Here is a 25,137-nt window from a genome sequence, read left to right on the forward strand (position 1 = left end):
CCCTGCTGAAGGAGGCGCGCGCCCACCTGACGGCCGTCTCCCGGCCCTCGGCGGCCGAGCTGGACGCGGCGGTCAGGTGTCGAGCGCCGTGCTCACCGTGCACTTCTTCACGCGTGCCACCTGGCGCGGGCTGTCCATCGCCACCTTGACCGTCGTGGTCTCGCCGCTCTCCAGGTCTATCTCGGTCTCGCCGGAGTCGACGACACGGCCGGTGGCGTCGGTGAACGTCACGTCGATGTCGTAGCGGTCGGTCACCCCGGCCGCGGTCTCCACCCGTACGGTCGCGTACGTGACGGCCTTGCGCTTGCCCTTCGCCTTGTGGACGCAGGTGACGATCCGCGCCTCGACGTCGTCCGTGGTCGTCGTGGCGACGGCCGTCGGGGTCGGGTCGTCGTACGTGCCGCCGGACGAGCCGTGCTCGTCGTCGTAGTCGTCCTGCGAGTTGTAGCGCGAGCCCGAGTCGTACCCCGACGACCCGTTGCTCTTCTTCGAGTTCGAGCAGCCTCCGCCGCTGCTGCTGCTACCGCCGCTGCTGCTCGACTTCCCCTTCCCGCTTCCCCCTCTGCCGGACTTCGCCGAGGAGAACCCCGTCAGAGCCAGCACCACCACGACCAGTACGGCCGCGAACTTCAGACGTCGACGCATCAAAGCCGAGTCACTCCCCCGTTGGACACGTATCACTCCTCAGCACCGCCGAGGAGCCCATGAACCTGTCAAGTGCGCGCGACACCTTAGCAGCGGGTACGGACAACCGCAGGCGCCGCATGGCGCCCGCCAGGCACCCGGCGTAGCGTCTCCACCTGGAGCAGGGTTCCGCACAGCCAAGGAGGCCGGGCGATGGTCCGCAACATCTTCGGTTCGATCCTCGCTCTCGCCGGGGCCGCCGCCGCTGTCTACGGGCCGTTCCACGCCTGGTACGGCGGGCGGACCGGACGCGACTACCGGGTCGCCGACCTCTTCGACCGCGTCACCGCGAACGGCGCCGGGATCTTCACCTCGCTCCTGCTGCCCTTCGTCTTCGCCGCCCTGGTCACCCTGGTCGGGGTGGCGGCGCGGTCACGCCCGCTGGTGGCGCTGGCCGGGCTGATCGTCCTCGGTTTCACCGTGCTGTGGATGGTGCGTCAGGGACAGGCGGCGGGCTCGCTGGTCATCAGCGGGAACGGCTCGGGCCTGGGCGTCGGCGTCGCGTACACGGCGGGCGGCGGGGTGGCGCTGCTGCTGGCCGCGGCCCTGATGTCCGGCCGGGGGCGCGCCGGGCGCCGGGACCGCGAACAGCCGTACGAGCCCCCGCCGTACGAGCCCCAGCCGTACGAGCCCCATTCGTACGAGCCGCAGCCGTACGACCCCCGGCCGTACGAGCCGCAGGGCTACGGGCAGCAGCAGGGGTACGGGCCCCAGGGCCAGGACCCGCAGAGGTACGAGGAGGACCCCTGGCCGCGGACGCGCGACGGGGACACGCAGTCCCTGCCCACCACCGGCCGGTGGTACGAGGAGAACGGCACCCCCGGCACCGGCCGCGCCGCCCGCCCCGACGACCCGTACCGCTGACGCCTCGTACCGCTGAGGCCCCGTAACCGCTACGGCCGCGAACCGCCCGTGAACCGGTGCAAGGCGTCGAGCACGGCCGGGGCGAGGGTGTCCGGGTGGTCGGCGTCGTGCATCAGGTGGTCCACTCCGGGCAGCGGCACCCGGCCCGGTCCCTCGACGTGTGCGCGGCGCAGGGCGGCGGTCAGGGCGTCCGTCGTCGCGCAGGGAATCTGGACGTCGTTCGTGCCGCAGGTCAGCAGCACCCTGGTCCCCGGCCGGAGCGCCGCGGCGGTGTCCGGCGGGTAGACGGCGTCGTCGCTCTCCACGAACCGGGCGCTCGCCCCCTGGAAGGCTCGGAAGAGCTGGGCGAGCACGGGCGGCAGGTCGGTGGTGTCGACCGGCCGGTGTTCGCGCAGGGCCGTGACGGCGGCGTCGATCGCCGCGTCGATGGCGCGCCGCTGTTCCGGGGTGAACTGGCCCAGCCGGGTCGCCTCGGCGGTCTGGGCGTGCAGTTGCAGCGCCACCAGGTCCAGCATGCGGATCGCCTGCGGTTGCAGCAGTGCCAGGCCGGCCGGGCGCGGGCGGACGGTGCCGCCGAACAGCAGCCCGGTCATCGCGCCCTCGCTGTGCCCGACGACCAGCAGCCGGTGCGGGTCGGTCTCCGGCTGGTCGCGCAACGCCTCGTAGGCGGCGCCGGCCTGGCGGACGAACGCCGGGTGGTCGAGTTCCTCCGGGTGGTCGCGGTAGGCACCGAGCCCGGTGCGGCCGGTGCCGTACTTGTCGAACCGCAGCGTGGCGACCCGGTCGCCCCCGAGCGCCTCGGCCAACTGCGCCAGGGTGCGCGGGCGGGACGCGGGTGGTTGGTCGCCGTCGCGGTCGGTGGGCCCGCTGCCGGGCAGCAGCAGCGCCGCCCGCAGCCGTTGCCCGACGCGATGCGCGGGAACATGCAGGGTGCCGTACGTCGTCGTCCCGTCGACGGTGAAGACGACCTCCCGGTCGGCGGCCGGCACGAGGGCCGGAACCGCCTCGGCCGGGGTGGCGGTCACGACGGTCAACGCCAGCACGACCGCGGCGAAGCGGAGGAACATCGGTCTGCCTCTTTCAGCTCAGATGAGGGCGTTCTCGATCAGCGCGACGGTCGCGCGGGGGTCGTCGACCTGGAGGACCAGGCGGGCGTAGCGCTCGTCGGCGAGTTCGACCACGACGGTCTTCGACGGATCCTTGACGTCCCAGAAGACCTTCTCGCCGTCGAGATGGAACGTGCCCGCCGTGATCACACCGGGCACGCGGGCGCCGGGCGCGCGGATCCCCTTGGGATCGGCGACGATGCCGGGGTCGGCGGTCGCGCCGCGGACGTTGGCCAGCGGGATGGTCAGGCTGCTCTTCAGGGCCCAGAGCTTGTCGAGACCCTCGATCACGACGACGAGGTCGTCGCCGTCGATGCGCACCAGTGCCATGTCGGTTTCCTTGTCAGGCGAGAGGATCGAGGCGTTGGGACAGCGCGGTCCCGACGCCGTCGGGGTCGCCGCGCAGGAGGATGCCCAGTGCGGCGGCCGTGAGGGCGGCGGCCAGCTCGGCGGGGATGCCGAGCGCGTCGGCGACGGCCCGGTCGACGGCGCCCAGCGCGGTCGCCACCTCGGCCGCGACGTCGTCGTCGGCCGGTGCCCGTTCGACCGCCGCGAGCAGCAGCAGACCCAGGTCGGCCGAGGTGACGAGCCGCAGCGCGGTCGCGGCGTCCGGTGCCGAGGCGAGCGCGTCGGCCAAGGGACGGACATCGTCGGCGAGATGGCGGCGCAGGGCGACCAGGTAGAGGCCGCGCTTGCTGCCGAACGTCTTGTAGAGGCTGTTGCGGTGCACGCCGAGGTGGGTGACGAGATCATCGACGGACACCCCGTCGTACGCGCGGCTGCCGAACAACTTCACGGCGGCGCGCACCGCCTCGTCCTCGTCGAACGCCCTTGGCCTACCCATGACATGACCATAGACAGTTGAGGAACGACCAGTCAAGAACGATCGTTCCTCAAATGCCGGCGGCCACGCCCGCGTTGCGCGCCGCGATCACGGAACGCGTGGTGCACCAACAGCCGACCGATCCGAACGAAAAGCGCCTAGGGCCGCGAACCGCGCCCCGTCGCCGTCCCCTTGACCGCGTCCAGCGCGTACACGCACCGGTCCTTGCTGCACGCGTACACCACGCCGCGCCGCGCCACCGGCGACCCGGTGATCTCGCCGCCCGTCGCCAGCTTCCAGCGGAGCTGGCCGCCGCCCGCGTCCAGCGTGTAGAGCGCGTGGTCGGCCGAGCCGAAGTGCAGCCGCCCGTCGGCGACGACCGGGGCGCCGATGACCTCGCCGCCCGCCGCGAAGCGCCACTTGGGCGTGCCGGTGACCGCGTCCAGGGTGTACAGCGCGCTGCCGCTGCCGACATGGACGTTGCCGTCGGCGACCAGGGCCGGTTCGATCGACTGGCGGGACTCCGTGGCGATCCGCCAGCGGTCCTTGCCGGTGGCCGCGTCGAGCGCGTACACCGTGCCCAGGTAGTCGGCGAGGTAGACACCGCCGCCCGTGACGGCCGGACCAGGTGCGAAGGCGGGCGGGGAGAGAAAGACGGCGGGCGCCTCGAAGTGCCAGCGGACATGGCCGGTGGCGAGGTCGACGCAGAGCACGCGCGTGCCCGCGGCGACGTACAGGGATCCGTCGGAGGCGGGCGTGACCCGTACGGGTACGCCGCCGCAGGACGCCGCGTCGCCGATGGGGTACGACCACCGCTCGGCGCCCGAGCGCGCGTCCAGCGCCTGGAGCCGGGCGTCCTTCCACACGAAGACCGTGCCGTCGTGGATCGTGGGGCCCGACTCCGGGGTCTCGAAGTCCGTCTGGGCGCCCGCGATCTCCCACAGCCGCTCGCCGCTGGACGCCTCCCACGCCTGGACGCCGCCGCCGCGCGTGCCGGTGACGACCGTGCCGCGGTCGACCTTGAGGGAGTACACCCAGGAGGTGGTCTGGAGGCGCCAGCGCTCCGCGCCGGTCGTGCTGTCGAGCGCGTAGAGCGTCGGCCCGTCCGAGGCGTGGATACGGCCGCCGGACACGGCCATCGCCCAGGCCACGTCCCGGGTCTTGAACTGACGGCGCCCGCTGCCCACGTCCAGCGCGTGCACCTCGAAGGACGTGACGTAGAGCAGGTCCCCGTCGACGACCGGCGTCCCCCACACGTCGTTGGACATCCGGAACCGCCAGGGCCGCCAGCGCTGCGCCTCGGCCGCCGCGTCGGGCGGCTGGGTGGGCGCGGGCAGCGGCGGTACGGGCGGGTGCGGCGCGGCGCCGTAGGAGGGGTCCGCGCCGTTCAGCCCGGCGGGCGGGCGGATCCAGCCGGTGGCGGGGCCGGCGTCCGCGACGGCGTGCGCGTCCCCGACGCGCGGCCCGGGGCCGATCGGGACCGGCGCGCCCGGAAGCTGGACCGGGCTGCCCGGGGGCGCGGCGGCCATCGCGGCGCCGTGCGGCTGCGCGGCGGGCCGGGGCGCGGGGCGCCCGTGAGCGGCAGCGTGACCGCCTGCACCGTGACCGCCGGCGTGCGCACCGCCGGGTCCGCCGGGGCCGATTCCCCGGCCGCCGCCGTCGGGGCGCCACGCGGCGTCCCAGTCGGGCGCCTGCGCGGGCCGCGGCGGCTGGTGCGGGGGCTGCGGCGGTACGGCCGGGGCCGCGGGGCGCGCGGTGACGGCGACCCGGCCGCCGTTGCGGCGGCGCTCGATCATCGCGGTGGCGGAATCCGGCAGCCAGGCCGACGCCGTACCGCTGTCGTCGCTGCCCGAGGCGAAGAGATGCGGCGCGAGCTGCGACTGGAGGTCGGCGGGCGAGGGCCGCAGCCCGGCGTCCATCTGCATGCAGGACTCGATGAGGGGTCTCAGCTCGTCCGGCAGACCCTCCACGTCCGGGCCCTCGCGCAGGAGCATGAAGACCGTCTCGACCGGGTTCGCCCCGTGGAAGGGGGCGTGGCCGGTGGCGGCGAAGACGAGGGTCGACCCGAGGGAGAAGATGTCGCTGGCCCCGGTCACGCTGCGGGAGTCCCGCGCCTGCTCGGGCGACATGTAGGCGGGCGTGCCGACCGCGACGTTCGTCATGGTCAGCCGGGTGTTGGAGGCGCCGGAGGCGATCCCGAAGTCGATGACCCGGGGCCCGTCCTCGACCACCAGCACGTTCGACGGCTTCAGGTCGCGGTGGACGAGGCCCGCCCCGTGGATCGACTGGAGGGCCTCCGCGATCCCGGCGGCGAGCCAGCGCACCGCCTGGGCGGGCATCGGACCGCACTCGCTCACTATTTCTTCCAGCGAGGGCGCGGGCACGTACGCCGTGGCCAGCCAGGGCACCGCGGCCCGCGGGTCGGCGTCCACCACCGCGGCCGTGTAGAAGCCGCTGACGGCGCGGGCGGCCTCCACCTCACGCGTGAACCGGACCCGGAAGAGCTGGTCCTCGGCCAGTTCGGTACGGACGGTCTTGATCGCCACGCGGCGGCCGGACGCCGAACGGGCGAGATAGACCAGCCCCATGCCGCCGGCCCCGAGCCGCCCCAGCACCTCGAAAGGGCCGATACGCCTCGGGTCGTGCTGCGTCAGCTGCTCCACTTGCCTGCCACCTCCCCGTTCGGGCCACAAAGGTACGGCCCCGTGCCCGCTGATTCTTCCTGCCGGAGGCGGCGGTTGCGAACCCGGGGGCGGATCGGGGTGTCTCGTCCCGATCCGGACACCCCGTGTGTCTCGTATGCCCGCCCACCGGGGATTCTCCCCCGGTACGCGCACCCAAGTCCCGCCGTCCGCTATCCGCCGGTCCGTTTCCAGCCCCGCCACCGTTTTCTGCCGGGCTCGGACTCCGATACGGATTCCGGGGCCGATTTCGTCAGGGGCGGCTCGGGCGCTTTCCGTTCCGGCGCCCGCTCCGAGTCTTCCGCTTCTTCCGCCCCCTGCCTGTCCTTTCCGTTCCCGGGCGCGTCTCCGCTCTCCTCAAGGACGGCGAAGGACGCGCCCTGGTTGTCCACGAGGACGGCCATCCTGCCGGAGGCGATGGCGAAGGGCGGCGCGGTGATCCGGCCGCCCAGCCGGACCGCCGTCCCCGCGGTCCTGGCGCAGTCGGCCACGGAGAAGTAGCTCAGGAAGTGGCCCGGCAGCTCCGCCGGGAAGGCGTCCGTGATCACGCTGCGCCCGCCGACGGCGCCCGCCGCGCCGGGGGCCGCGCCCGCCGGGGACCACATCCGGAAGTCGACGCCGGAGTCCCCGCCGGGGACGTCCGTGCCCCGGAAGCCGAAGACTCCCTCGTAGAAGGGGTCGACCCGCTCCTTGTCCCTCGTGTAGACCTCGGTCCAGCAGAAGGATCCCGGCAGGCCCTTCTTCTCGAACCCCGCGTCCTCGCCCGCCTGCCAGAGTCCGAAGACGGCGCCGGCCGGGTCCGCCGCCTCGGCCAGGACGCCGGAGCGCCCCACCGCCACCGGATCCCGCACGAGCCGGCCGCCCGCCTCGACGATCCGTCCGCTGAGTGCGGCGGCGTCGGCGGTGGCGAAGTAGACGCCCCAGGCCGTGGGCATCCTTCCGTCCCGCTTGGCGGCCAGCCCCGCGACCCGCTTCCCGTCGCTGAACGCCTCCGTGCAGTGCCCGTACTCCGCGCCGGCCCCCTGGCCGAAGGTCCAGCCGAACAGCTCCCCGTAGAAGCGCTTGCCCGCCTCCAGGTCGGGGAGCGACACATCCACCCAGCACGGCGTGCCTTCCGCGAATGCGGCCATGGACCGGATCCTTCCCTGTGCGCCGCTGCGTACGGCACCGGCGTATGGCGCCCGTCACAGCAAAGCTCATGCGGGTTGGCCGGAAACGCAAGCCGAAGAAATCGAACAATTGGTTCATTGTCCCAGGGTGAAGCCGCCGCCACCCCGAGTTATCCACCGAAGTTGTCCACAGGCTGTTGATAACATTAATCCTGTGCACAACCCGTGCCGCGCGCACTCCGGCCCGTGCGGGAGATGGCCGGTTCCCCATTTGCACTCGGCCAAATCGCGCTCCGATCACCCCTCGGTAAGCTGACGACATGACAGGACAAGTGCGCACCGTCGACGGCCGCGTGGCTGGTCGACGCGGACAGGCGACGCGGCAGAAGCTGCTCGACTGCCTCGGCGAGATGCTCAGATCCTCGCCCTACCGGGACGTCAAAGTCATCGACGTCGCCCGTAAAGCGGGCACTTCACCCGCGACCTTCTACCAGTACTTCCCGGACGTCGAGGGCGCCGTCCTCGAAATCGCCGAGGAAATGGCCAAGGAGGGCACCGGGTTGACCGGTCTGGTCTCCGGCCGCTCCTGGGTCGGCAAGGCCGGGTGGCAGACGTCGGAAGAGCTTGTCGAGGGGTTCCTCGATTTCTGGCGCAAACACGACGCGATCCTCCGTGTGGTCGACCTGGGCGCGGCGGAGGGCGACAAGCGGTTCAACAAGATCCGTCTGAAGATCCTCAACTCCGTGACCAACTCCCTTACGGAGTCGATGACGGAGCTCCAGTCCAAGGGACGCGTCGACAAGGACGTCAGCCCGGCGGCGGTGGCCGGTTCACTGGTGGTCATGCTCGCCTCGGTGGCCTCGCACCAGAAGGGCTTCCAGAGCTGGGGCGTGAAGCAGGCCGAACTGAAGCCGAACCTGGCCCTGTTGGTCCATCTCGGCATGACCGGCAAGAAGCCCACGAAGTAACGAGCCGAAACGATCCGGCGCACTGGCCGGCGGGCACGGTACGGGCGTGCCCTCTCTCTGTCCTGTCACGCCGACGGGGGTCGTCCCACTGACCCCGTCGGCGTTCCCGTACCAGGACACGCACGGGAGCCGAACGCACCGCCACGAAGACGGCACCGACCGCCCCGGGGATCGGACGCGTCGCCACCGGGATTGAATGGCCCGCATGGACGACAACGCCCGAACCCGCGCCCCCCACACCTCCCAGGAAGACTTCCGGGCCCTGCTGCGCGCCCAGCGCGTCTGGGACACGGGCGGCGACCCGCTGCCCGCGTTCGACCCGGCCACGGCGCCCGGGGACCCGCTGACGCTGTTCCACCGGTGGTTCACGCAGGCGGTGGCCGCGCACCAGCCCGAGCCGCACACGATGACGCTCGCGACCGCCGACGAGCGGGGCCACCCCGACGTACGGACGCTGATGCTGCACGACGCGGACGACCAGGGCTGGCACTTCGCCTCGCACGCCACCAGCCGCAAGGGCCACCACCTCGCGGCCCGCCCCCATGCCGCCCTCGGCTTCTACTGGCCCGCGCAGGCCAGGGCCGTACGCCTCCGGGGCACGGTGCGGACCGCGCCCCCGCGGGACGCCGCCGCCGATCTCCACGCCCGCTCGACGGGCGCCCTGGCCGCGGCCCTGGTGGGCCGTCAGAGCGACCTGCTCGGCTCCCCGGGGGAGCTGGCCGAGGCCAACCGCGCGGCCTGGGAGCGGGCCCGCCACGACCCGTCCGCCGAGGCGCCCACCTGGACCGCGTACGTCCTCGTCCCGGACGAGGTGGAGTTCTTCCAGGGCGAGGAGCACCGCCGTCACGTACGCCTGCGCTACCGGCTGGACGGCGGCACATGGGTACGGGAGTTGCTGTGGCCGTGAGCCCGCGCCACCGCCGTCCCGCGCCCCCGCGCCGGGCGTGACCGATTCGCAACCGGTTTCCTCCTTGACTGGTACCCACCAAGTATTTCGGGGCTTACGCTCAGCTTTCATGTGTGCCGATCTCGACCTCACCGACGACCGTCCCGTGTACGTCATCGGAGGGGGCCCCGGCGGGCTCGCCGCCGCCGCCGCCCTGCGCCGGCAAGGGGTACGGGCCGTCGTGCTGGAGAAGTCGGACGCCGTCGGCGCGTCCTGGCGCGGCCACTACGAGCGGCTGCGGCTGCACACCACGCGCGCCAGGTCCGGGCTGCCGGGGCTCACGATGCCACGCTCCTTCGGGCGCTGGCCGGCCCGCGCCGATGTGGTGCGCTACCTGGACAAGTACGCGGTCCACCACGGGCTGGAGATCGTCACCGGCGTGGAGGTCACCCGGATCGACCGCACCCCCGACTCCACCGGCTGGCTGCTGCGCGCCACGGGCGGACGGGAGCTGACCGGGCGCGCGGTCGTCGTGGCCACCGGCTTCAACCACACACCCCGGCTGCCGTCCTGGCCGGGCCTGGCCGCGTACGAGGAGGCCGGAGGCGTGGTGCTGCACGCCGCCGCGTACCGCGACCCCGCGCCGTACGCCGGGAAGGACGTCCTGGTCGTCGGCGTCGGCAACACGGGCGCGGAGATAGCCGTCGACCTCGCCGAGGGCGGCGCGGCGCGGGTACGCCTCGCCATCAGGACCGTCCCGCACATCCTGCGCCGCTCCACACTCGGCTGGCCCGCGCAGATGACCGGGATCCTGGTCCGCAGGCTGCCGACCCGGCTGGTCGACGCGGGAGCGGCGGTCATGTGCCGGATCGCGCTCCCCGACCTGTCGGCGCGGGGACTGCCGCGCCCGGACACGGGGCTCTACACGCGGGCCCGCCAGGGCGCGATCCCGGTGCAGGACGTCGGGCTGATCAAGGCGGTACGGAGAGGGAGAGTCGAGCCGGTGGCGGCGGTGGCGTCCTTCGAGGGGAACGAGGTCGTCCTGACGGACGGCTCGCGCGTCACCCCCGAGGCCGTCATCGCCGCCACCGGCTACCACCGCGCGCTGGAGGGCCTGGTGGGCCATCTGGGTGTACTGGACGCCCGGGGCCGCCCCGTGACCCACGGCCGCAGGACGCCGAAGCAGGCGCCCGGCCTGTACTTCACCGGCTTCACCAACCCCATCAGCGGCAACTTCCGCGAGATGGCGCTCGACGCGCGGCGCATCGGGAAGGCGGTCGCCCGCCGCACCCGGGGCAAGGCCGGAGCGGGCAGGTCCCGGGGGACGGCCGCTACACCGCCGGCCGGCGTCTGATCACCAGCGCCATCAGCGCCGCCACCGCGCACAGGGCACCCGAGGCGTACCAGATCACGTCGTACGAGCCGAAGACGTCCCGCGCCACCCCGCCGGCGAACGCGACGGCCGCGGCGCCGACCTGGTGCGAGGCGAGGACCCAGCCGAAGACGATCGCACTGTCCTCGCCGTAGTGCTCCCGGCACAGGGCGAGCGTCGGGGGGACCGTGGCGACCCAGTCCAGCCCGTAGAAGACGATGAAGAACACCATCGGCGGGTGGACGGCCGGCGCGAGCAGCATCGGCAGGAAGAGCAGCGAGACGCCGCGCAGCGCGTAGTAGACCGCGAGCAGGCGGCGTGCCTCGTAGCGGTCGGTGAACCAGCCGGAGGCGATCGTGCCGACGACGTCGAAGACACCGATCACCGCGAGCAGCGAGGCGGCGGCCGTGATCGGCATGCCGTGGTCGTGCGCCGCCGGTACGAAGTGGGTCTTGACCAGGCCGTTGGTCGAGGCGCCGCAGATCGCGAACGTACCGGCGAGCAGCCAGAACGGCCCCGTGCGCACCGCCGACGCCAGCACGGACAGCGCCCGCCGCGCCGCGCCCCGCACCGGTGCGGGCTTCGGGGTGAACTCCGGTGCCCCGTAGGCGGCGAGGCCCACGTCCGCCGGGTGGTCGCGCAGCAGCAGCCAGACGAACGGGACGACCGCGAGCGCGGTCAGGGAGACCGTGACGGCGGCCGGGCGCCAGCCGTGGGACTCGACCAGCCAGGACAGCAGCGGCAGGAAGACCAACTGCCCGGAGGCGCCCGCGGCCGTCAGGATGCCGGTCACCAGGCCGCGGTGGGCCACGAACCAGCGGTTCGTCACCGTGGCGGCGAAGGCCAGCGCCATCGAACCGCTGCCCAGGCCGACCAGCACGCCCCAGTACATGACCAGTTGCCAGGCCGTGGTCATCCAGACGGTCAGCACCGCACCGACCGAGATCATGGTCAGCGCGACGGCGACGACCTTCCGGATCCCGAAGCGGTCCATCAGCGCGGCGGCGAACGGCGCGGTCAGCCCGTACAGCGCCAGGTTGACGGAGACGGCGAAGCCGATCGTGCCGCGCGACCAGTCGAACTCCGTGTGCAGGGGCTCGATCAGCAGACCGGGGAGCGAGGCGAAGGCGGCGGCGCCGATGATCGTCACGAAGGTGACGGCGGCGACGAACCACGCCCGGTGGACGCGCCCGGGGGTACGCGGGAGGGCGCTGGGGGGCGCGGACTCCGCGATGTCCGTCGGGGAGGCCGTCGAGGGAGCCTTCGGGAGGTCCTTCGGGGGGAGATCCGTTGACTGTGTCACGTCAGCCAGCATCGAGCGCGGGCCCCGGTCGTACGAGTGGCCCGGAGGACACGCTTCGCTAGGATCGGGCCATGCCCCACCGGCCGCGCCACCCGCAGCACCACCCCGACCGATCGCACCGCCCCGACCGGCCGCACCACGCCGGCCGTCCGCACCGTGTCGTCGTGCTCGCCCTCCCCGGGGTGATCCCCTTCGAGCTGGGCATCCCGCAGCGGATCTTCGGCCGCGCCCGCGGCGCGACGGGAGAACGGCTCTACGAGGTGGTGACGTGCACGGCCGGATCGCCGGGCCCGATCGCCACCGACGCGGACTTCGCCATCCTCGTGGAGCACGGCGCCGAGGCGCTGGCCACCGCCGACACCGTCGTCGTACCGGCGTCGTACGAACTCGGCCCCGTCTACGAGGAGGGCGTCCTCACCGACGAGCTGGCCGCCGCCCTCGCCCGTCTCCGGCCGGACACCCGCCTGGTCGCGATCTGCACCGGCGGCTTCGTGCTGGCCGCCGCCGGGCTGCTCGACGGGCGTCCCGCCACGACCCACTGGGCCTCCGCCGCCCGCTTCCAGCGCCTGTTCCCGCGCGTCGCGGTCGACCCCGACGTGCTGTTCATCGACGACGGTGATCTGCTCACCTCGGCCGGGGTCGCCGCCGGGATCGACCTCTGCCTGCACATCGTGCGGCGCGACCACGGCGCGGCGGTCGCCAACGAGGTCGCGCGCCGTACGGTCGTCCCGCCGCACCGGGACGGCGGGCAGGCGCAGTACATCCGGCGCCCCGTCCCCGAGCCGCGCGCGGCGACCACCACGGCGGCGCGCGCCTGGGCGCTCGCGCGCCTCCACGAGCCCATCCGGCTACGGGACATGGCGGGGCAGGAGTCCATGTCCGTGCGGACGTTCACCCGCCGGTTCCGCGAGGAGGCGGGCGTCAGCCCCGGGCAGTGGCTGCTGCGGCAGCGGATCGAACGGGCCCGTCAGTTGCTGGAGTCGACGGACCTGTCGGTCGACCAGGTGGCGCGGGACGCCGGGTTCGGTACGGCGCAGTCGATGCGGCAGCATCTCCAGGCGGCGCTGGGCGTCCCGCCGACGGTGTACCGGCGTACGTTCCGCTCGCGCGCGGCCGGCGGGGCCGGGCAGCGATAACGCCCGGCCGGCCATGTGCCAACCGGCCGGGGACCCGCCGACCGGGCTTCCTACGCCGGGCGCGGCATGCCGTACGACGGCTTGCGGGGCGTGGAGCCGTACCCCGTCGTCGTGCCGTAGCCACCTGAGCCGTTCGCACACGAGGGACCGGAACCGGCGCCGGCCCTGGAACCGGCCTCGGACGCACTCGCCGTCCCCCCCGCCGTCCCGCTCGCCGCGCCCGACACACCCGTGGCGCGCGCCGTCGCACCCGGGGGCTCGTCGGGACCGTCCGGCGCGCAGTCCGGCGCGCACCGGTCGACCTCGCACCAGATCCGCTTGCCCGCGCCCTCCGGCTGCCATCCCCACCGGTCGGCGAGGCCGTCGACCAGTTCCAGGCCACGGCCGTTGGTGTCTTCACCGGCCGCGTGTCGCGGGCGCGGCGGGCAGGCGCTGATGTCGGCGACCTCCACCCGTACGGTGCCCGCCTCCGCCGCTCCCGACCCGAAGAGCATCCGCAGCACGGCCGGACAGCCGGTGTGCACCACGGCGTTCGTGACCAGCTCGGAGATGAGCAGGATCAGCGTCTCCGCGACCGGCTCGTCATCCCCCATGCCCGAACCGACGAGCCTGGATCTGGCCCATCTGCGCGCCCGCCCCACCTCCGCGGGGTCGGGCCCGATCTCCAACTGAACCTGAAGCACCTGCACCGCTCACACCATCCGAACCGGCGGACACATCGCCTCGCGCCTCGACAGGGTCCTCGACGAGATCACCGAACGTGATTCCCTTACGAGACAGCATGGTTGACGTACAGTCACCGCAACAAGCGCTTCGGGCATATTCCAGCGCGAAGGAGTAGGCGTGGTGCATACTGTGCGACGCACGTTGCGGGAAGTCGAACACGGGCGCGTACGGCGCACGCGCGGCGTACGAGCGGCGCACACGCCCGACACGGGAGTCGCCGTACCGGCAACACCGCGCCCTTCGCGCCTCACTACCTCTCGCACCCAAGGGAGAGTACCGGAGCCCGGCCGTGACTCCGGCGTGTGACGGCGGGCCGCAAGGACACAACCCGGTATCGACCGCGACGGTCCCCCCTTCACCACGCACGGTGACGCATCAGAGGGTTGAGGCCAACGCTTTCCGTACGGTCGGAACCGGACGCGATCGGCCCAGGACCGGTGTTCTTCGGTCCTGGGCCGGTCAACTCCGTTGGTACGCGGTCCGGTCAGGGCTCCGGCGTCACGTAGTACGCGGCGAAACCCTTCAGGATCTCCGCCTCACCGATCCTGCCGTCGCCGTCCGCGTCCAGCTCGCGGGCCGCCCGGTCCGCCGCCTCCGGCCCGACACCCAGCACCCGCAGCGCGCGTTCGGCCGCCGCCGGGGTCACGGACCGGCCGCCGCCGGGCGACGCGGCGTCGCCGCCCGCGACGGCGATCGCGGCGCTCAGGAACGGCCGGGCGATCTCCGCGAACCGCTCCGGGTTGTCGCGCAGCCGCTTCACCGCGCCCGTGACGAACTCCTGGCGGCTGACCCGCTGATCGCCGTCCACGTCCGCGATCCCGGCCATCCCCTGCCAGAACGCCTCGGCCCCGCTGTAGAGCGCCTGACCCTTGTCGGAGCGGGCAGTCGTACCGAATTCGGCGAGCAGCGCCGCCGCGGCCCCGCTGAAGTCCTCCCGGTCGATGTAACCGCTGCCGTCCTGGTCGAATGCGGCGAACCTGGAGGCGATCTTGCCCTCGTATTCTGCGCTGTCCATGCCGGGAGCGTACGACGGCGGAGGGCCGCCGTGTGTCCGGTTGCCCGGAAGGCTTACGGGGAAAGCCCAGATGAAGCGGGCATGACGTCGCGGCGGGCCGCTACGCCGACAGCGGCTGCGCCTGGGTGTCGACGGCGCTCGGCACATCGGGGAAGACGTCGAAGAGCCGGCGTACGCCGAGCGCCGCGAGGACGCGGTTGACGTGCGAGCCCTCCTCCGAACCCCGCGCGGGCAGGATGAGGCGGAGGTTGCCCCGGCAGGAGTGGAGCAGCCGCCGGGAGGCGATCAGTACGCCGACACCGCTGGAGTCGCAGAAGAACACGTGGGAGAGATCGAGCACGAGTTCCCGCTGCCCCTCGGCCACCGCGTCGTGGACCCGCTGGCGGACCTCCGGCGATGTCACGAGATCCAGCTCGCCGGTGATGTGCAGGACGGTCCACGCGCCCTGCTCGGACTCGTTCACCTTGAGCGTCACGCGTTTGATGCCCTTCTCCTCGACGGATGGGACGATCCGGAAGTATTGCTTCCTGATCGCCCCTGCCCTTTTACCCGGGGGCGAAACGTCGCGGGGCGGCGTACGGGGACGTGCTGGTCGGCGTGCGGGGCGCACTTGCCGCAAAGGGGCGTGCGCTGTCGGTGGCGCCCATTACATTCGACGAGACGTCGGGGCCCCGACTTCGGCATCATGAGGGGCGACGGCAGAGGCGGACAGCGGGAGCGGCGGAAGCGCCGAGGCCCCCGGGTCCGGCGGGGGCGGAGCGGACGGGCACGGGGAACCAAGAAGGCCGGAAGAACAGGGCTGGGGGTCGGATGGCGAAGAACACACCGCCCCGCTGGGACCGCAGGATGCAACAGCGGCTCGCGCGGGGCGAGGCGGCGGCGCTCGCCGAGGTGTACGACCGGTACGCGTCCCTGGTGCACGGCCTCGCCCACCGCGTGCTGGACGACGACGACGCGGCGGACCGCGTCACCCGCGACGTCTTCGGCCACGTCTGGGAGAACCCGGACACCTACGACCCCCGGCAGGGCTCTCTGCGGTCCTGGGTGGCGAATGTCACACAGGATCTCGCCGTACGGCGGCTGCGCGAGACGGAGCGCCAGGCGTTCGAGGCGAGCGGCGAGGGCACCACGGAGGAGATGGAACAGAAGATACGCCGCGCCTCGGCGGCGGCCCGTGCGGACTACATCGTCAGGTCGATGCCGAAGCCCCTGCTCAGCGCGTTGGAGCTGGCGTACTTCCAGCGCCGGGACTGCCGTCAGACGGCGGAGGACCTGGGCGTCACGGAGGACGAGGCGCGGCGCCGGCTGCGGCTGGGCCTGCAACTGCTCTCCACGGCCAACAGCCGTTCCGGGGACGGTCTCCCGCCGCCGGACAGCGGGCGCTCCCGGTGACCGGCCCGCTGGACGGCGGCTCCCGCGACGACCGCGACCCGGGCGAACCGACGCCCTACCTCCGGATACCCGGCCCGAGGGAGGCGGCCGACGACCTGTCGCCGCCGGAACCCTCACCGCAACCCTCACCGGAACCCGAGCCGACACCCACACCCACGCCCACGCCCACGCCCGAGTTGACGCCCACACCCGCGCCCGGAATACCCCGCCTCACCCACAAAGTCCTGAAGTCGCTCCTCGGCGCCTGGGCGCTCTCCGCCTGCTCGGCCGCCGAGACGGGGCTCGTCGAGGACCACCTCACCGAGTGCGCGCCCTGCGCCGACGAGGCGCTGCGACTGCGCGACGCCGTCGGACTGCTGCACGCCGAGGGGAATCTGGACCTCGACCCGCTGCTGCGCTCCCGCGTGCTGGAGGACTGCCTCGGCCGCCGCCCCGCCCGCGTTCCGGTGCCCGGCTGGGCCGCTCCGTACGACGCCGAGACCGCCCGGCTCGACGCGCTGCTCCGCGACATCGGCGCCCCGGACTGGCACGCGCCCGTACGGCTCCAGTGGTTCGAGAACGAGCGGCCGGCCTTCCGCAGGACGACGGTCGCCGGGGTCATGGGCCATCTCATGACCGTGGACGGCGTGGTCGCGGCGGCCCTCGGGCTGGACGACCCGCTGGGCCACGGGGCGCCGGACGACCCCACCGACCGTACGGACGCCTTCTGGCGCGCGGCGACACCTCCGCCCACCCGGGCGCTCCACGAGCCGTGGCGCGAACAGAACCACACGCTGATCCGTACGGTCTCCTTCGCCGGCCGGGGCGCGGCCGAACTCTCCGTCACGTACGGGGAATTCGCCCTTCCGCTGCGCGACGCCCTGCTGGAGCGGGCCTTCGAGTGCTGGATCCACGGCACGGACATCGCGGAGGCGGTGGCCTACCCGTACCGGCCGCCGAGCGGGCCCCATCTCCACTCGATGATCGACCTGGGCGCGCGGCTGCTCCCGGCCGCCCTCGCGCTGCGCCGCCGGGCGGGTCTGGCGGGCCCGGCCCAGCAGCTCGTGGCGGCGGGCTCGCCGGGACGGTCGCTGCATCTGCTGGTCGAGGGGGCGGGCGGCGGTGACTGGTACATCCCGCTGGACTCCCCGGCGGCGGTCGGCTGCCCGGAGCTGTCCGTGGGCGAGGTCGCGCTGGACGCCGTCGAGTTCTGCCAGGTGGTGGCCGGGCGCGTCTCGCCGGAGGACGCGGCGGCGGGTCAGGACGGCGACCGTGAGGCGATCAGGGACGTGCTGTTCGCGGCGGCGGCGATGAGCCGGCTCTGAGCCCGCCGCCGAACCGGCCCCCGACGCCCGCCGCCGCCCGCCGCCGCTCAGGCTCAGGCTCAGGCGAAGATGACCGTACGGTGGCCGTTCAGCAGGATCCGGTGCTCCGCGTGCCACTTCACGGCGCGCGCCAGCGCCTGGCACTCCACGTCCCGGCCGATCGCCACGAGCTGCTCGGGCGTGACCTGGTGGCCGACGCGCTCGACCTCCTGCTCGATGATCGGGCCCTCGTCGAGGTCGGCCGTCACATAGTGCGCCGTCGCGCCGATCAGCTTCACGCCCCGCGCGTGCGCCTGGTGGTACGGCTTCGCGCCCTTGAAGCTCGGCAGGAAGGAGTGGTGGATGTTGATGATCCGGCCGTTGAGCCGCTTGCACAGGTCGTCGGAGATGACCTGCATGTAGCGGGCGAGAACGACCAGCTCGACCCGCTCGGCCCGGACCAGCTCCAGCAGCTCCGCCTCCGCCGCCGCCTTCGTGTCCCTCGTCACGGGGATGTGGTGGAACGGGATGTCGTACGAGGCGGCCAGCTCGGCGAAGTCCGTGTGGTTCGAGACGACGGCCACGATCTCCACCGGCAGCGCGCCGATGCCGGCCCGGAAGAGGAGATCGTTCAGGCAGTGGCCGAACTTGCTGACCAGGAGGACGATCCGCATCCGCTCCTCGGGACGGTGGATCGCCCAGTCCATCCGGAAGGAGTCCCCGACGGCGGCGAAGCTCGCCCTCAGCTTCTCCACGGTCACCGGCGCCTCCGCCGAGAAGTGCACCCGCATGAAGAAGAGCCCGGTGTCGTGGTCCCCGAACTGCTGGCTGTCCTCGATGTTGCAGCCGGTCATGAAGAGGTAGCTCGACACGGCGTGCACGATGCCCTGCTTGTCCGGGCAGGACAGCGTCAGCACGTACTGATCGGTGCCGTCCCCGCGGTCGGTGCGGCCGGACGGGGCAGGCGAGGCGGGTGACTGCGCGGCGGTGCTCATGACCACAAAGGATCCCACATCGCCGTACCGGCCCAGGGCCCAGGACGCCGGGCCCAGGACACCGGAGCCCAGGGACCGGTGCCCGGGACTCAGCCGGAGCGCGTCATGATGCGCAGCACGTCCAGGGTCTGCGGCGGCGCGTCCGGGTCGTCCCCGTCGCCCGCCGCCAGCCGTACGTGCGCCTCGCGGGCCGCGCGGACCGCCTCCGGCCAGCCGTGGTGTTCCAGATAGGCGGAGACGGGCGCGTCGGGGCCGACCTGGTGCATGATGCGCAGCACCCGCAGCACGGCGAGATCGACGAGCGCGGCCTCCCCGGAGTCGCGGAAAATCGTTCCGACGTACTTCTCCGCCGACCAGTTGTCGAGCCAGGTGTCCTCGACGAGCCGGTACACGGCGTCGGTGACGTCCCCGTACCCCTCGCGGCCGGCCAGCCAGCACTCGTGGTGGAAGACGGGATCGGAAAGCATGTGCAGCGCCGAGCGCACATTGCTGCGCCAGCGCCACCACGGCATGTCGTTGAGCGGCATGCCGCCCATGGTGGGGGAGCGACGGCCGCGACGGGAAGAGTTCTCGGAAGCTGGCTGCACAGACCCGACTTTACGGTCCGCTGGGCGATGCCACCCAGGGCCCCCGCTGTTCACCTCCACGTCACTCACCGTTGAACCGCGCTCACTCCACCGTTCCCCGCGGGACGGGAGCGTGAGGAGCTATGACCGGTCGGCGACGTTTCTCCTCCTTCCGCCCCTTCCAGAGCGGTGCGCTGCTCGTCCTCGCCACCCTGCTGTCCGGCTGCGGTCTCCTGCCCGGGGACGCCGCCGGCTCCCGGGCGCCCGTCACCGTCATGACCTGGGCGCCGATCGACACCAACGCGACCAATGTGCCCGGCATGCCGGCCATGGCGCAGGCGTACGCCCGCTGGGTCAACGCGACCGGCGGCATCGACGGCCACGAGCTGCGCGTCCTGACCTGCAACGAGCGCAACGACTCGGCGGGCGCCGCCGAGTGCGCCCGCCGGGCGGTGAAGCAGAAGGCCGTCGCCGTCGTCGGCTCGTACAGCCAGTTCGGCCGTCAGTTCATGGCGCCGCTGGAGGCCGCGGGCATCCCGTACATCGGCGGATACGGCATCAGCGAGGAGGAGTTCACGAGCTTCCTCTCCTACCCGGTCAACGGCGGGCAGGCCACGCTCCTCGCGGGCAGCGGCCGGCAGGTCGCGCGTACCTGCGACCGTACGGCGCTGGTACGGCCCGACACGATCGGCGGCGACAACCTGCCCGACCTGATCGACGCCGGGCTCTCGCAGGGCGGTCGCGGGCCCGTCTCCGACATCCGCGCGGCGGAGGACGCCACCGACTACACCCGGCAGGCGAGGACGGCGCGCGACCGCGCCCAGGACGGCGGCTGTGTGACGGCGGTGCTCGGGGACCGCACCGAGACCTTCCTCGACTCCTACCGCAGGCTCCCCGACGACGGCCGGTCCATCCGGGTCTCCTCCGTGCTGGGCAGCGTCGACCAGTCGCTCATCGACCGTACGGGCGGCAAGGACGGGATCTTCGAGAACGCGTACCTCACCGGCTGGTACCCGGTGGCGAACGACCGCGCGTGGGGGCCGATGCGCGGCGTGATCGACAAGTACGCCTTCGGGAACAACGACATCGACCCGGCCGACCCGGGCCCGCAGACCACGTGGATCGCGTACACGGTGCTGAAGAAGGTCATCGAGGCGATCGGCACGGACGAGATCACCCCCGAGAGGATCACGGACACCCTGGACCGGGGGGTGGAGGTGGACACCGGCGGCCTCACGCCGACGCTGCGCTGGCGGTACGAGGACATGCTCGGGACGCCGAACTTCCCGCGCATCGTCAACGGGGACGTGACGTTCCAAGTGGTGAAGCAGGGGCGGCTGGTGAGCCAGCGCAAGGGGTTCGTGGACGTGGGCGGAACGCTGCTGGACGGCTCGTCCCGCTGACCGGACGCGCCCAGCCGCCCGCCGCGGCGACCGGGTGAGCGCCACCGCACGCCGCGCCGGGCGGGGATACGGCTTCCCGCCCGGCGGCGCACGCCGTCAGAGCTGTGTCGGGGCCCGCTCCGTGAGGCCGTGCTCCGTGGCGATGCCGTTCCACAGGCCCGAGGCCTTCTTCTTCGCGGACGTCGCCTCGCCGCTCGCCCGGTCGCCCTTGGACCGCTCCGAGGTCACGCGTGCCTGGCCGTCCTTGCACCCCTTCTTCCGCCCGACCTGCTTGGCCCACGCCGCGTAGTGGTCGTCGGCGGAGGCGGACGCCTCCCACGCGTCGGTGAGGGCGGACGTCAGCTCGGTGTGGCCGGGCAGCTTGTCGACCGTCAGCGCGTCCAGCCGGGTCACCAGACCGCGGCGCTGCTCGGCGGCGGCGTGCAGATCGGTGGACGCCTGACCGAGGTTGTCGCAGGTCCTGATGGAGTTGACGGCGTTGATCACCGACTCACGGCTGCTGCTGCTGTCGGCGAGGAGCTTGTCCAGCGCCTCGGCCTGCGTCTTCACCGGGTCCGGGGCGGCCTGCGCGGCCGGCTCGCTGGCCGGGGGCGAGGTCGCCGACGCCACCGTCTTGCTGTCGTCCTTGGACGTGTCGTCCCCCCCGCCGCTCATCAGCGCGCCCGCGCCCAGGCCGAGAGCGACGATGCCGGCGGTCACGGCGGCGATCAGCGGGACACGTGAGGACGTACGGCGGCCGGCGGAGCGTCCGCGCGGCTCGTGCCCTCCCGAATGCCCTCCCGACGTGGCGTGGTCGCCGTACGACGGGGACGGGGGCTGAGGCTGGGGCGGCGGCTGGTGTCCGGCGCCGCCGCCACGGGCCCGCCGGCCGCCGACGGGCGGCGCCGGGGTCTCGATCCGGGGCATCTTCTGGGTGGACCCCGGGGACTCGCCGTCCGAACGGAAGAGGTTGTCGAACTCGGCGGGCGGCGGACGGTCGCCGGGGGCGCCGGGCCGTACACCGTACGGAGCCGGCCCGGCGGCGGGCCCGGGCCCCGCGGGCACGGGGGCGATGAACTGCGTGGCCTCCGCGTCGGAGCCCGACGCCGCCGGGACGGGCGGCAGGAACTGGGTCGCGTCGGAGGCGTTGCCCTGGCTCTCCGGCGGCAGCATGCCGGGCCCCCGCGAGCCCGGCGAGGCGCCGGACGGGACCGGCGGGATGAACTGGGTGGCGTCCGAGTCACCGGCCCCGGGGGGCGCGGCGGGGACGGGCGGCAGGTACTGGGTGGCGTCGGCGCTGCCGGGCGCGGCCGCCTCGGCGGGCAGCGGCATCGGCTGCCCGTAGCCGCCCTGCTGCGGGGGCTGGGGCTCCCCGTATCCCTGGGACGGCCGGAACTGCTGGGTCTGCTGGGGCCCTGGGTACGGCTGGGACTCGCCGTACTGCGGGGTCTCCCCGTACTGCGGGGACTCGCCGTACGGCTGGGTCTCTCCGTACGGCTGGGGCAGCGGCTGCGCCTGGGGCGGCGGCGTGGGCTGTCCGTACGGCTGCTGCGGCGGCGGGGTCGCGTCGTACGGAGCGCCCCCCGGTCTCCCGTACGACGGCGTGGGCTCCGGCGTGCCGTACGCCCCGTACGGTTCCTGGCCGCCCTGCGGGTAGGGCTGCTGGTGGGGCTGGTCGTACGGCGGTGATCCCGCGGGCGCCCCGTACCCCTGCGCCGGGCCCTGGGGGGTGCCCTGTGCTCCGTAGGGCGCATGGGGGGCGTGCGGATCCTGCCCGTACGCCTGCCGCGGCGGCTGCCCCCACGACGGGGCGTCCTGCTGCCGGCCACCCGTCGGCGGCAGCGCGGCAGGCACCGGCGTCGGCGGGGTCTGGTCCACGGCCGAGCCGGGGATCCAGGGCCCGCTGCCGTCGCTGGGCAGCACGACGCCTTCATGCGCGGGCCGAGCGGCGGGATACTGCGGCTCATCCCCTTGTCCGCTGTGCGTCACCGGGACTCCTACGTGTGGAACGTCTGGACCTACCGAATCGTCGGTTCACGCTACCGGGTGAATCGCGCCTTCGAACACGCGCGTCAGAAGGGTGTCGGCCCGATAACGCCCCGGCCTGCGAAGACGCAGGTGGAGAGGGTGAAGTCACACACTCCTCACCGGAATTGGCCGAGGGCACGGTGTCCACACCGCGCCCTCACGACGCCCCCACGAAAAACCGCGGCAGGCCGACGCCCGCAGGCCCGTTCGGGGCCGCTCAGGGCCACGCGGGACGCGAGCCGCACCGCCCGCCGGCCCCGGTCGGGCCGGCCGCCCCGACCGACCGGCCCGACCGGCCCGACCGGCCCGACCGGCCCTCAAGCGGACCCCGTTCGCGCTCGAACGTCCCCGAGCGGCCCTCGATCCACGCTCAAAGGGCCCCTCTCGCGGCCCTTACGCGGCCGTCACCCGCTCCTTACGCGGCCTGGATCTCCAGCCGCGCCCCGAACTCCCGTACCGCGGGCTCGTCCCCGTACGGCTCCAGCCGCTGCTGAAGGTCGTCCAGATACTCCGCCCCCCGGCTGGAGCGGAGCGTCCCCAGCAACTCCGCGGCGCGCGTGCCGGTCTGGCACGCCTGCTCCACCTCGCGCTGCTGGACCTGCGCCGTCGCCAGCAGGACGAGACCGATCGCCCGGCGCCGCGCCCGGGACTCCGGGTGACCCTCCAGCGCCGCGGAGGCGTGCAGCGCCGCCGCCTCCGGGCGGCCCAGATCCCGGTAGCAGTGCGCCAGTTCGTCGGAGAGGTAGGCGTGGTCGAAGTGCTCGATCCAGTCCGGGTCCTCCCCCACCCCGTCGTCCACGTGCTCCAGCGCCGTGGCCGCCCGGCCCGCCGCCGCCTCGCACGTACGGGTGTCGCCCATCAGCGCGTGGCCGCGCGCCTCCGCCGCGTGGAACATGGCCTGGGCGCGCGGCGGCACCTGACCCCGCGTCCCCTCCTGCGCCGCGCGCGCCAACTGGGCGATCTCGCGCGGGTTTCCGAGCTGGGCGGCGAGATGACTCATGGACGCGGCCAGGACGTACCCCCCGTACCCCCGGTCCCCCGCCGCCTGGGCGAGGCGCAGCGCCTGGATGTAGTAGCGCTGGGCGAGCCCCGGCTGGCCCGTGTCGACCGCCATGTACCCGGCCAGTTCGGTCAGCCGGGACACGGCGGAGAAGAGCCGGCGGCCGACCGTCTCCCGGTACGAACCGGCCAGCAGCCCCGCCACCACGCTGTTCAGGTAGTGCACGACCACCGGCCTGACATGGCCGCTGCCGAAGCGGTGGTCCAGCGCGATGAGGGCGCGCGTCATCGCCCGTACCGCCTCGACGTCCGAATCACCCACCCGCGCCCCGGTGTTGCGCGCGACCGCCGAGTCGGCGCCCGTGATCAGCCAGTCCCTGCTGGGCTCGACGAGCGCCGAGGAGGCCACGGCGGAGCCGGAGAGGAAGTCGCGGCGCCCCACGTCGCTGCGCCACAGCTCGCAGACCTGCTCGATCGCCCCCATGACCGTCGGCGAGAACTGGAGGCCGACCCCCGAGGCGAGGTTCTTCCCGTTGGCCATACCGATCTCGTCGATCGTGACCGACCTGCCCAGCTTGCGGCCCAGCGCCTCGGCGATGATGCCCGGAGCCCGGCCACGCGGCTGCTGGCCGCGTAACCAGCGGGCCACCGATGTCTTGTCGTAGCGCAGGTCGAGACCGCGCTCCGCTCCCACCATGTTGACGCGCCGCGCGAGCCCGGCGTTGGAACACCCGGCTTCCTGAATGAGCGCCTGGAGCCGTTCGTTCGGCTGGCGCGCGACGAGTGGCCTGGCTGCCAATGGATACCCCCTGTGGCCGCAGTGATCAACTCCGTGAACACTGCCCGGCAAATGTGCGGAGAATGCGCATGTTCGGCAATAACGCAAATAATCTAGGTCTTTCCGGAAACTTCCATGACCACGGCCGACCCATGACCGAGCACCGGTCGTGCGCGGCCCTGCGCTGCCCATATGGTGTCCGACCCCCGGGGGTGGTTACCCGCGTACCGCTCCACCCCTTCCCGCGCGCCCCCATACATGCATCGATGCGCCCCATTTGCGTGATCAAGGGGTGCGGCGCGCCGTCCCGCGCCCGTAACCCGCGCTGGTGGCGGGAGTTGTGTTCTGCGTGGAAGAGACCATCGGAGTCACGGACACCGCCCGGATCCCCGGGCAGCGGGGCGATCTGCTGCTCGACAGTGCGGTGCGGTACGCGGAAGAGCGGCACTGGGAGGTGTTCCCCGGCACCCGGCTGGTGCCGGTGCCCGGCGGGGAGCGGTGCTCCTGCGAGCGGCCGGAGTGCGCCTCGCCCGGGGCGCACGCGACGGGCCCCGGGTGGGAGGACCTGGCGACAGGCAGCCCGGCCGCGCTGCGCAGGCTGTGGTCGGAGCAGCCGGGGGCGTCGGTCCTGCTGCCGGCGGGGCGCGCCTTCGACGTGCTGGACGTACCGGAGTCGGCGGGTTTCCTGGCACTGGCCAGGATGGAGCGGATGTCGCTGACGCTGGGCCCGGTGACCCGCACCCCGGACCGGCGGATGGTCTTCTTCGTACTGACCGGCGGGGCGGCGAAGACGGACGCCCTCGTACGGAAGCTGGGCTGGACCCCGGAGGGGATCGACCTGCTCGCACGGGGCGAGGGACATTACGTGGCGGCGCCGCCGACCCGGGTGGGCGGCAGGGGCGCGGTGCAGTGGGCGTGCGGGCCGACCCCGGCCAACCGCTGGCTGCCGGACGTGGCGGAGCTGATCAGCCCGCTGGCGTACGCGTGCGGTCAGGAGGCGGCGGCGGTACGGGCACGGCGCGGGGAGTAGGCGGGAACGGG

General features: G+C 73.2%; 22 protein-coding genes and 1 pseudogene. 9 read left to right on the plus strand and 14 right to left on the minus strand.

Translation table 11 applies throughout. The annotated features are described in order from the left end of the window. Nucleotides 1–72: 72 nt before the first annotated feature. Nucleotides 73–645, minus strand: coding sequence for a hypothetical protein (locus tag ACFXPL_RS22080; RefSeq protein ID WP_384922078.1), 573 nt, complete (start codon nucleotides 643–645; stop codon nucleotides 73–75). Between the two features lie 192 nt (nucleotides 646–837). On the opposite strand from ACFXPL_RS22080, the gene ACFXPL_RS22085 reads away from it, so the two are divergent. Then, nucleotides 838–1,548 carry a hypothetical protein gene (locus tag ACFXPL_RS22085; RefSeq protein ID WP_384922081.1) on the plus strand — a complete coding sequence of 237 codons (711 nt, stop codon included), beginning with the start codon at nucleotides 838–840 and terminating at the stop codon, nucleotides 1,546–1,548. Between the two features lie 29 nt (nucleotides 1,549–1,577). Here ACFXPL_RS22085 and ACFXPL_RS22090 read toward each other — a convergent pair whose 3' ends face one another. The 5 genes and pseudogenes from ACFXPL_RS22090 to ACFXPL_RS22110 form a co-directional block, all read right to left on the minus strand. Then, complete coding sequence (locus tag ACFXPL_RS22090; protein ID WP_384922084.1) at nucleotides 1,578–2,615, minus strand: alpha/beta hydrolase; 1,038 nt, start codon at nucleotides 2,613–2,615, stop codon at nucleotides 1,578–1,580. Between the two features lie 18 nt (nucleotides 2,616–2,633). Further along, a complete protein-coding gene (locus tag ACFXPL_RS22095) occupies nucleotides 2,634–2,984 on the minus strand; it encodes a hypothetical protein (protein WP_384922087.1) in 351 nt (116 codons plus the stop codon). Nucleotides 2,985–2,997: 13 nt separating this feature from the next. Then, on the minus strand, nucleotides 2,998–3,498 hold the full coding sequence (locus ACFXPL_RS22100; RefSeq protein ID WP_384922090.1) for a TetR/AcrR family transcriptional regulator: 501 nt from the start codon (nucleotides 3,496–3,498) through the stop codon (nucleotides 2,998–3,000). A 137-nt stretch (nucleotides 3,499–3,635) separates the two neighbouring features. Then, nucleotides 3,636–6,140, minus strand: coding sequence for a PQQ-binding-like beta-propeller repeat protein (locus ACFXPL_RS22105; protein ID WP_384922093.1), 2,505 nt, complete (start codon nucleotides 6,138–6,140; stop codon nucleotides 3,636–3,638). 356 nt (nucleotides 6,141–6,496) lie between these two features. Next, a pseudogene (locus ACFXPL_RS22110) lies at nucleotides 6,497–7,288 on the minus strand (VOC family protein); the annotation flags it as partial. Nucleotides 7,289–7,587: 299 nt separating this feature from the next. Between ACFXPL_RS22110 and ACFXPL_RS22115 the strand changes: the two are divergent. From ACFXPL_RS22115 to ACFXPL_RS22125, 3 genes are all read left to right on the plus strand, one after another. Further along, nucleotides 7,588–8,235, plus strand: a complete 648-nt coding sequence (locus tag ACFXPL_RS22115) for a TetR family transcriptional regulator (protein ID WP_384922095.1) — start codon at nucleotides 7,588–7,590, stop codon at nucleotides 8,233–8,235. 205 nt (nucleotides 8,236–8,440) lie between these two features. Beyond that, on the plus strand, nucleotides 8,441–9,142 hold the full coding sequence (locus ACFXPL_RS22120; RefSeq protein ID WP_384922098.1) for a pyridoxal 5'-phosphate synthase: 702 nt from the start codon (nucleotides 8,441–8,443) through the stop codon (nucleotides 9,140–9,142). A gap of 109 nt (nucleotides 9,143–9,251) precedes the next feature. Then, on the plus strand, nucleotides 9,252–10,475 hold the full coding sequence (locus tag ACFXPL_RS22125) for a flavin-containing monooxygenase (protein WP_384922101.1): 1,224 nt from the start codon (nucleotides 9,252–9,254) through the stop codon (nucleotides 10,473–10,475). On the opposite strand, the gene ACFXPL_RS22130 is transcribed toward ACFXPL_RS22125, so the two are convergent. Beyond that, a complete protein-coding gene (locus ACFXPL_RS22130) occupies nucleotides 10,453–11,808 on the minus strand; it encodes an MFS transporter (RefSeq protein ID WP_384922104.1) in 1,356 nt (451 codons plus the stop codon). The genes ACFXPL_RS22125 and ACFXPL_RS22130 overlap by 23 nt on opposite strands. A gap of 59 nt (nucleotides 11,809–11,867) precedes the next feature. Here ACFXPL_RS22130 and ACFXPL_RS22135 point away from each other — a divergent pair, with 59 nt between their 5' ends. Then, nucleotides 11,868–12,932: a GlxA family transcriptional regulator gene (locus ACFXPL_RS22135; RefSeq protein WP_384922107.1), complete on the plus strand. Its 1,065-nt coding sequence runs from the start codon at nucleotides 11,868–11,870 to the stop codon at nucleotides 12,930–12,932. A 50-nt stretch (nucleotides 12,933–12,982) separates the two neighbouring features. On the opposite strand, the gene ACFXPL_RS22140 is transcribed toward ACFXPL_RS22135, so the two are convergent. From ACFXPL_RS22140 to ACFXPL_RS22150, 3 genes are all read right to left on the minus strand, one after another. Continuing rightward, the gene (locus tag ACFXPL_RS22140; protein WP_384922110.1) at nucleotides 12,983–13,621 is read right to left on the minus strand and encodes an ATP-binding protein; all 639 of its coding nucleotides are present in this window, start codon (nucleotides 13,619–13,621) and stop codon (nucleotides 12,983–12,985) included. A gap of 521 nt (nucleotides 13,622–14,142) precedes the next feature. Further along, on the minus strand, nucleotides 14,143–14,673 hold the full coding sequence (locus tag ACFXPL_RS22145) for an EF-hand domain-containing protein (RefSeq protein WP_384922113.1): 531 nt from the start codon (nucleotides 14,671–14,673) through the stop codon (nucleotides 14,143–14,145). Between the two features lie 100 nt (nucleotides 14,674–14,773). Continuing rightward, on the minus strand, nucleotides 14,774–15,148 hold the full coding sequence (locus tag ACFXPL_RS22150) for an STAS domain-containing protein (RefSeq protein WP_384922116.1): 375 nt from the start codon (nucleotides 15,146–15,148) through the stop codon (nucleotides 14,774–14,776). 335 nt (nucleotides 15,149–15,483) lie between these two features. On the opposite strand from ACFXPL_RS22150, the gene ACFXPL_RS22155 reads away from it, so the two are divergent. Further along, nucleotides 15,484–16,065 carry a sigma-70 family RNA polymerase sigma factor gene (locus ACFXPL_RS22155; protein WP_384922119.1) on the plus strand — a complete coding sequence of 194 codons (582 nt, stop codon included), beginning with the start codon at nucleotides 15,484–15,486 and terminating at the stop codon, nucleotides 16,063–16,065. Then, complete coding sequence (locus tag ACFXPL_RS22160) at nucleotides 16,062–17,369, plus strand: maleylpyruvate isomerase N-terminal domain-containing protein (protein WP_384922121.1); 1,308 nt, start codon at nucleotides 16,062–16,064, stop codon at nucleotides 17,367–17,369. The genes ACFXPL_RS22155 and ACFXPL_RS22160 overlap by 4 nt, the downstream gene beginning before the upstream one ends. Nucleotides 17,370–17,428: 59 nt before the next feature. On the opposite strand, the gene purU is transcribed toward ACFXPL_RS22160, so the two are convergent. Both purU and ACFXPL_RS22170 read right to left on the minus strand, forming a co-directional pair. After that, nucleotides 17,429–18,343, minus strand: a complete 915-nt coding sequence (gene purU / locus ACFXPL_RS22165; protein ID WP_384922124.1) for a formyltetrahydrofolate deformylase — start codon at nucleotides 18,341–18,343, stop codon at nucleotides 17,429–17,431. Nucleotides 18,344–18,432: 89 nt separating this feature from the next. After that, complete coding sequence (locus ACFXPL_RS22170) at nucleotides 18,433–18,879, minus strand: hypothetical protein (RefSeq protein ID WP_384922238.1); 447 nt, start codon at nucleotides 18,877–18,879, stop codon at nucleotides 18,433–18,435. Nucleotides 18,880–19,052: 173 nt separating this feature from the next. On the opposite strand from ACFXPL_RS22170, the gene ACFXPL_RS22175 reads away from it, so the two are divergent. Beyond that, nucleotides 19,053–20,312 (plus strand): ABC transporter substrate-binding protein, encoded by a 1,260-nt coding sequence (locus tag ACFXPL_RS22175; RefSeq protein ID WP_384922127.1) that lies wholly within the window; start codon nucleotides 19,053–19,055, stop codon nucleotides 20,310–20,312. 96 nt (nucleotides 20,313–20,408) lie between these two features. Here ACFXPL_RS22175 and ACFXPL_RS22180 read toward each other — a convergent pair whose 3' ends face one another. After that, nucleotides 20,409–22,214 carry a hypothetical protein gene (locus ACFXPL_RS22180; protein ID WP_384922130.1) on the minus strand — a complete coding sequence of 602 codons (1,806 nt, stop codon included), beginning with the start codon at nucleotides 22,212–22,214 and terminating at the stop codon, nucleotides 20,409–20,411. 520 nt (nucleotides 22,215–22,734) lie between these two features. Continuing rightward, nucleotides 22,735–24,117 carry a transcriptional regulator gene (locus tag ACFXPL_RS22185; RefSeq protein WP_384922133.1) on the minus strand — a complete coding sequence of 461 codons (1,383 nt, stop codon included), beginning with the start codon at nucleotides 24,115–24,117 and terminating at the stop codon, nucleotides 22,735–22,737. Between the two features lie 328 nt (nucleotides 24,118–24,445). On the opposite strand from ACFXPL_RS22185, the gene ACFXPL_RS22190 reads away from it, so the two are divergent. Continuing rightward, nucleotides 24,446–25,126, plus strand: a complete 681-nt coding sequence (locus ACFXPL_RS22190) for a bifunctional DNA primase/polymerase (RefSeq protein ID WP_384922135.1) — start codon at nucleotides 24,446–24,448, stop codon at nucleotides 25,124–25,126. The last annotated feature ends 11 nt before the right edge of the window (nucleotides 25,127–25,137 follow it).

Source organism: Streptomyces sp. NPDC059092 (genome assembly GCF_042756365.1).
Taxonomy (GTDB): Bacteria; Actinomycetota; Actinomycetes; order Streptomycetales; family Streptomycetaceae; genus Streptomyces.

Excerpts from the sequence above, each read along its gene's own strand:
- ACFXPL_RS22170 (WP_384922238.1), bottom strand. The coding sequence starts at position 18,879 with ATGGGCGGCATGCCGCTCAACGACATGCCGTGGTGGCGCTGGCGCAGC.
- ACFXPL_RS22090 (WP_384922084.1), bottom strand. The coding sequence starts at position 2,615 with ATGTTCCTCCGCTTCGCCGCGGTCGTGCTGGCGTTGACCGTCGTGACC.
- ACFXPL_RS22175 (WP_384922127.1), top strand. The coding sequence starts at position 19,053 with ATGACCGGTCGGCGACGTTTCTCCTCCTTCCGCCCCTTCCAGAGCGGT.
- ACFXPL_RS22085 (WP_384922081.1), top strand. The coding sequence starts at position 838 with ATGGTCCGCAACATCTTCGGTTCGATCCTCGCTCTCGCCGGGGCCGCC.
- ACFXPL_RS22080 (WP_384922078.1), bottom strand. The coding sequence starts at position 645 with ATGCGTCGACGTCTGAAGTTCGCGGCCGTACTGGTCGTGGTGGTGCTG.
- ACFXPL_RS22125 (WP_384922101.1), top strand. The coding sequence starts at position 9,252 with ATGTGTGCCGATCTCGACCTCACCGACGACCGTCCCGTGTACGTCATC.
- ACFXPL_RS22145 (WP_384922113.1), bottom strand. The coding sequence starts at position 14,673 with ATGGACAGCGCAGAATACGAGGGCAAGATCGCCTCCAGGTTCGCCGCA.
- ACFXPL_RS22120 (WP_384922098.1), top strand. The coding sequence starts at position 8,441 with ATGGACGACAACGCCCGAACCCGCGCCCCCCACACCTCCCAGGAAGAC.
- ACFXPL_RS22100 (WP_384922090.1), bottom strand. The coding sequence starts at position 3,498 with ATGGGTAGGCCAAGGGCGTTCGACGAGGACGAGGCGGTGCGCGCCGCC.
- ACFXPL_RS22095 (WP_384922087.1), bottom strand. The coding sequence starts at position 2,984 with ATGGCACTGGTGCGCATCGACGGCGACGACCTCGTCGTCGTGATCGAG.
- ACFXPL_RS22130 (WP_384922104.1), bottom strand. The coding sequence starts at position 11,808 with ATGCTGGCTGACGTGACACAGTCAACGGATCTCCCCCCGAAGGACCTC.
- ACFXPL_RS22115 (WP_384922095.1), top strand. The coding sequence starts at position 7,588 with ATGACAGGACAAGTGCGCACCGTCGACGGCCGCGTGGCTGGTCGACGC.
- ACFXPL_RS22155 (WP_384922119.1), top strand. The coding sequence starts at position 15,484 with ATGGCGAAGAACACACCGCCCCGCTGGGACCGCAGGATGCAACAGCGG.
- purU (WP_384922124.1), bottom strand. The coding sequence starts at position 18,343 with ATGAGCACCGCCGCGCAGTCACCCGCCTCGCCTGCCCCGTCCGGCCGC.
- ACFXPL_RS22135 (WP_384922107.1), top strand. The coding sequence starts at position 11,868 with ATGCCCCACCGGCCGCGCCACCCGCAGCACCACCCCGACCGATCGCAC.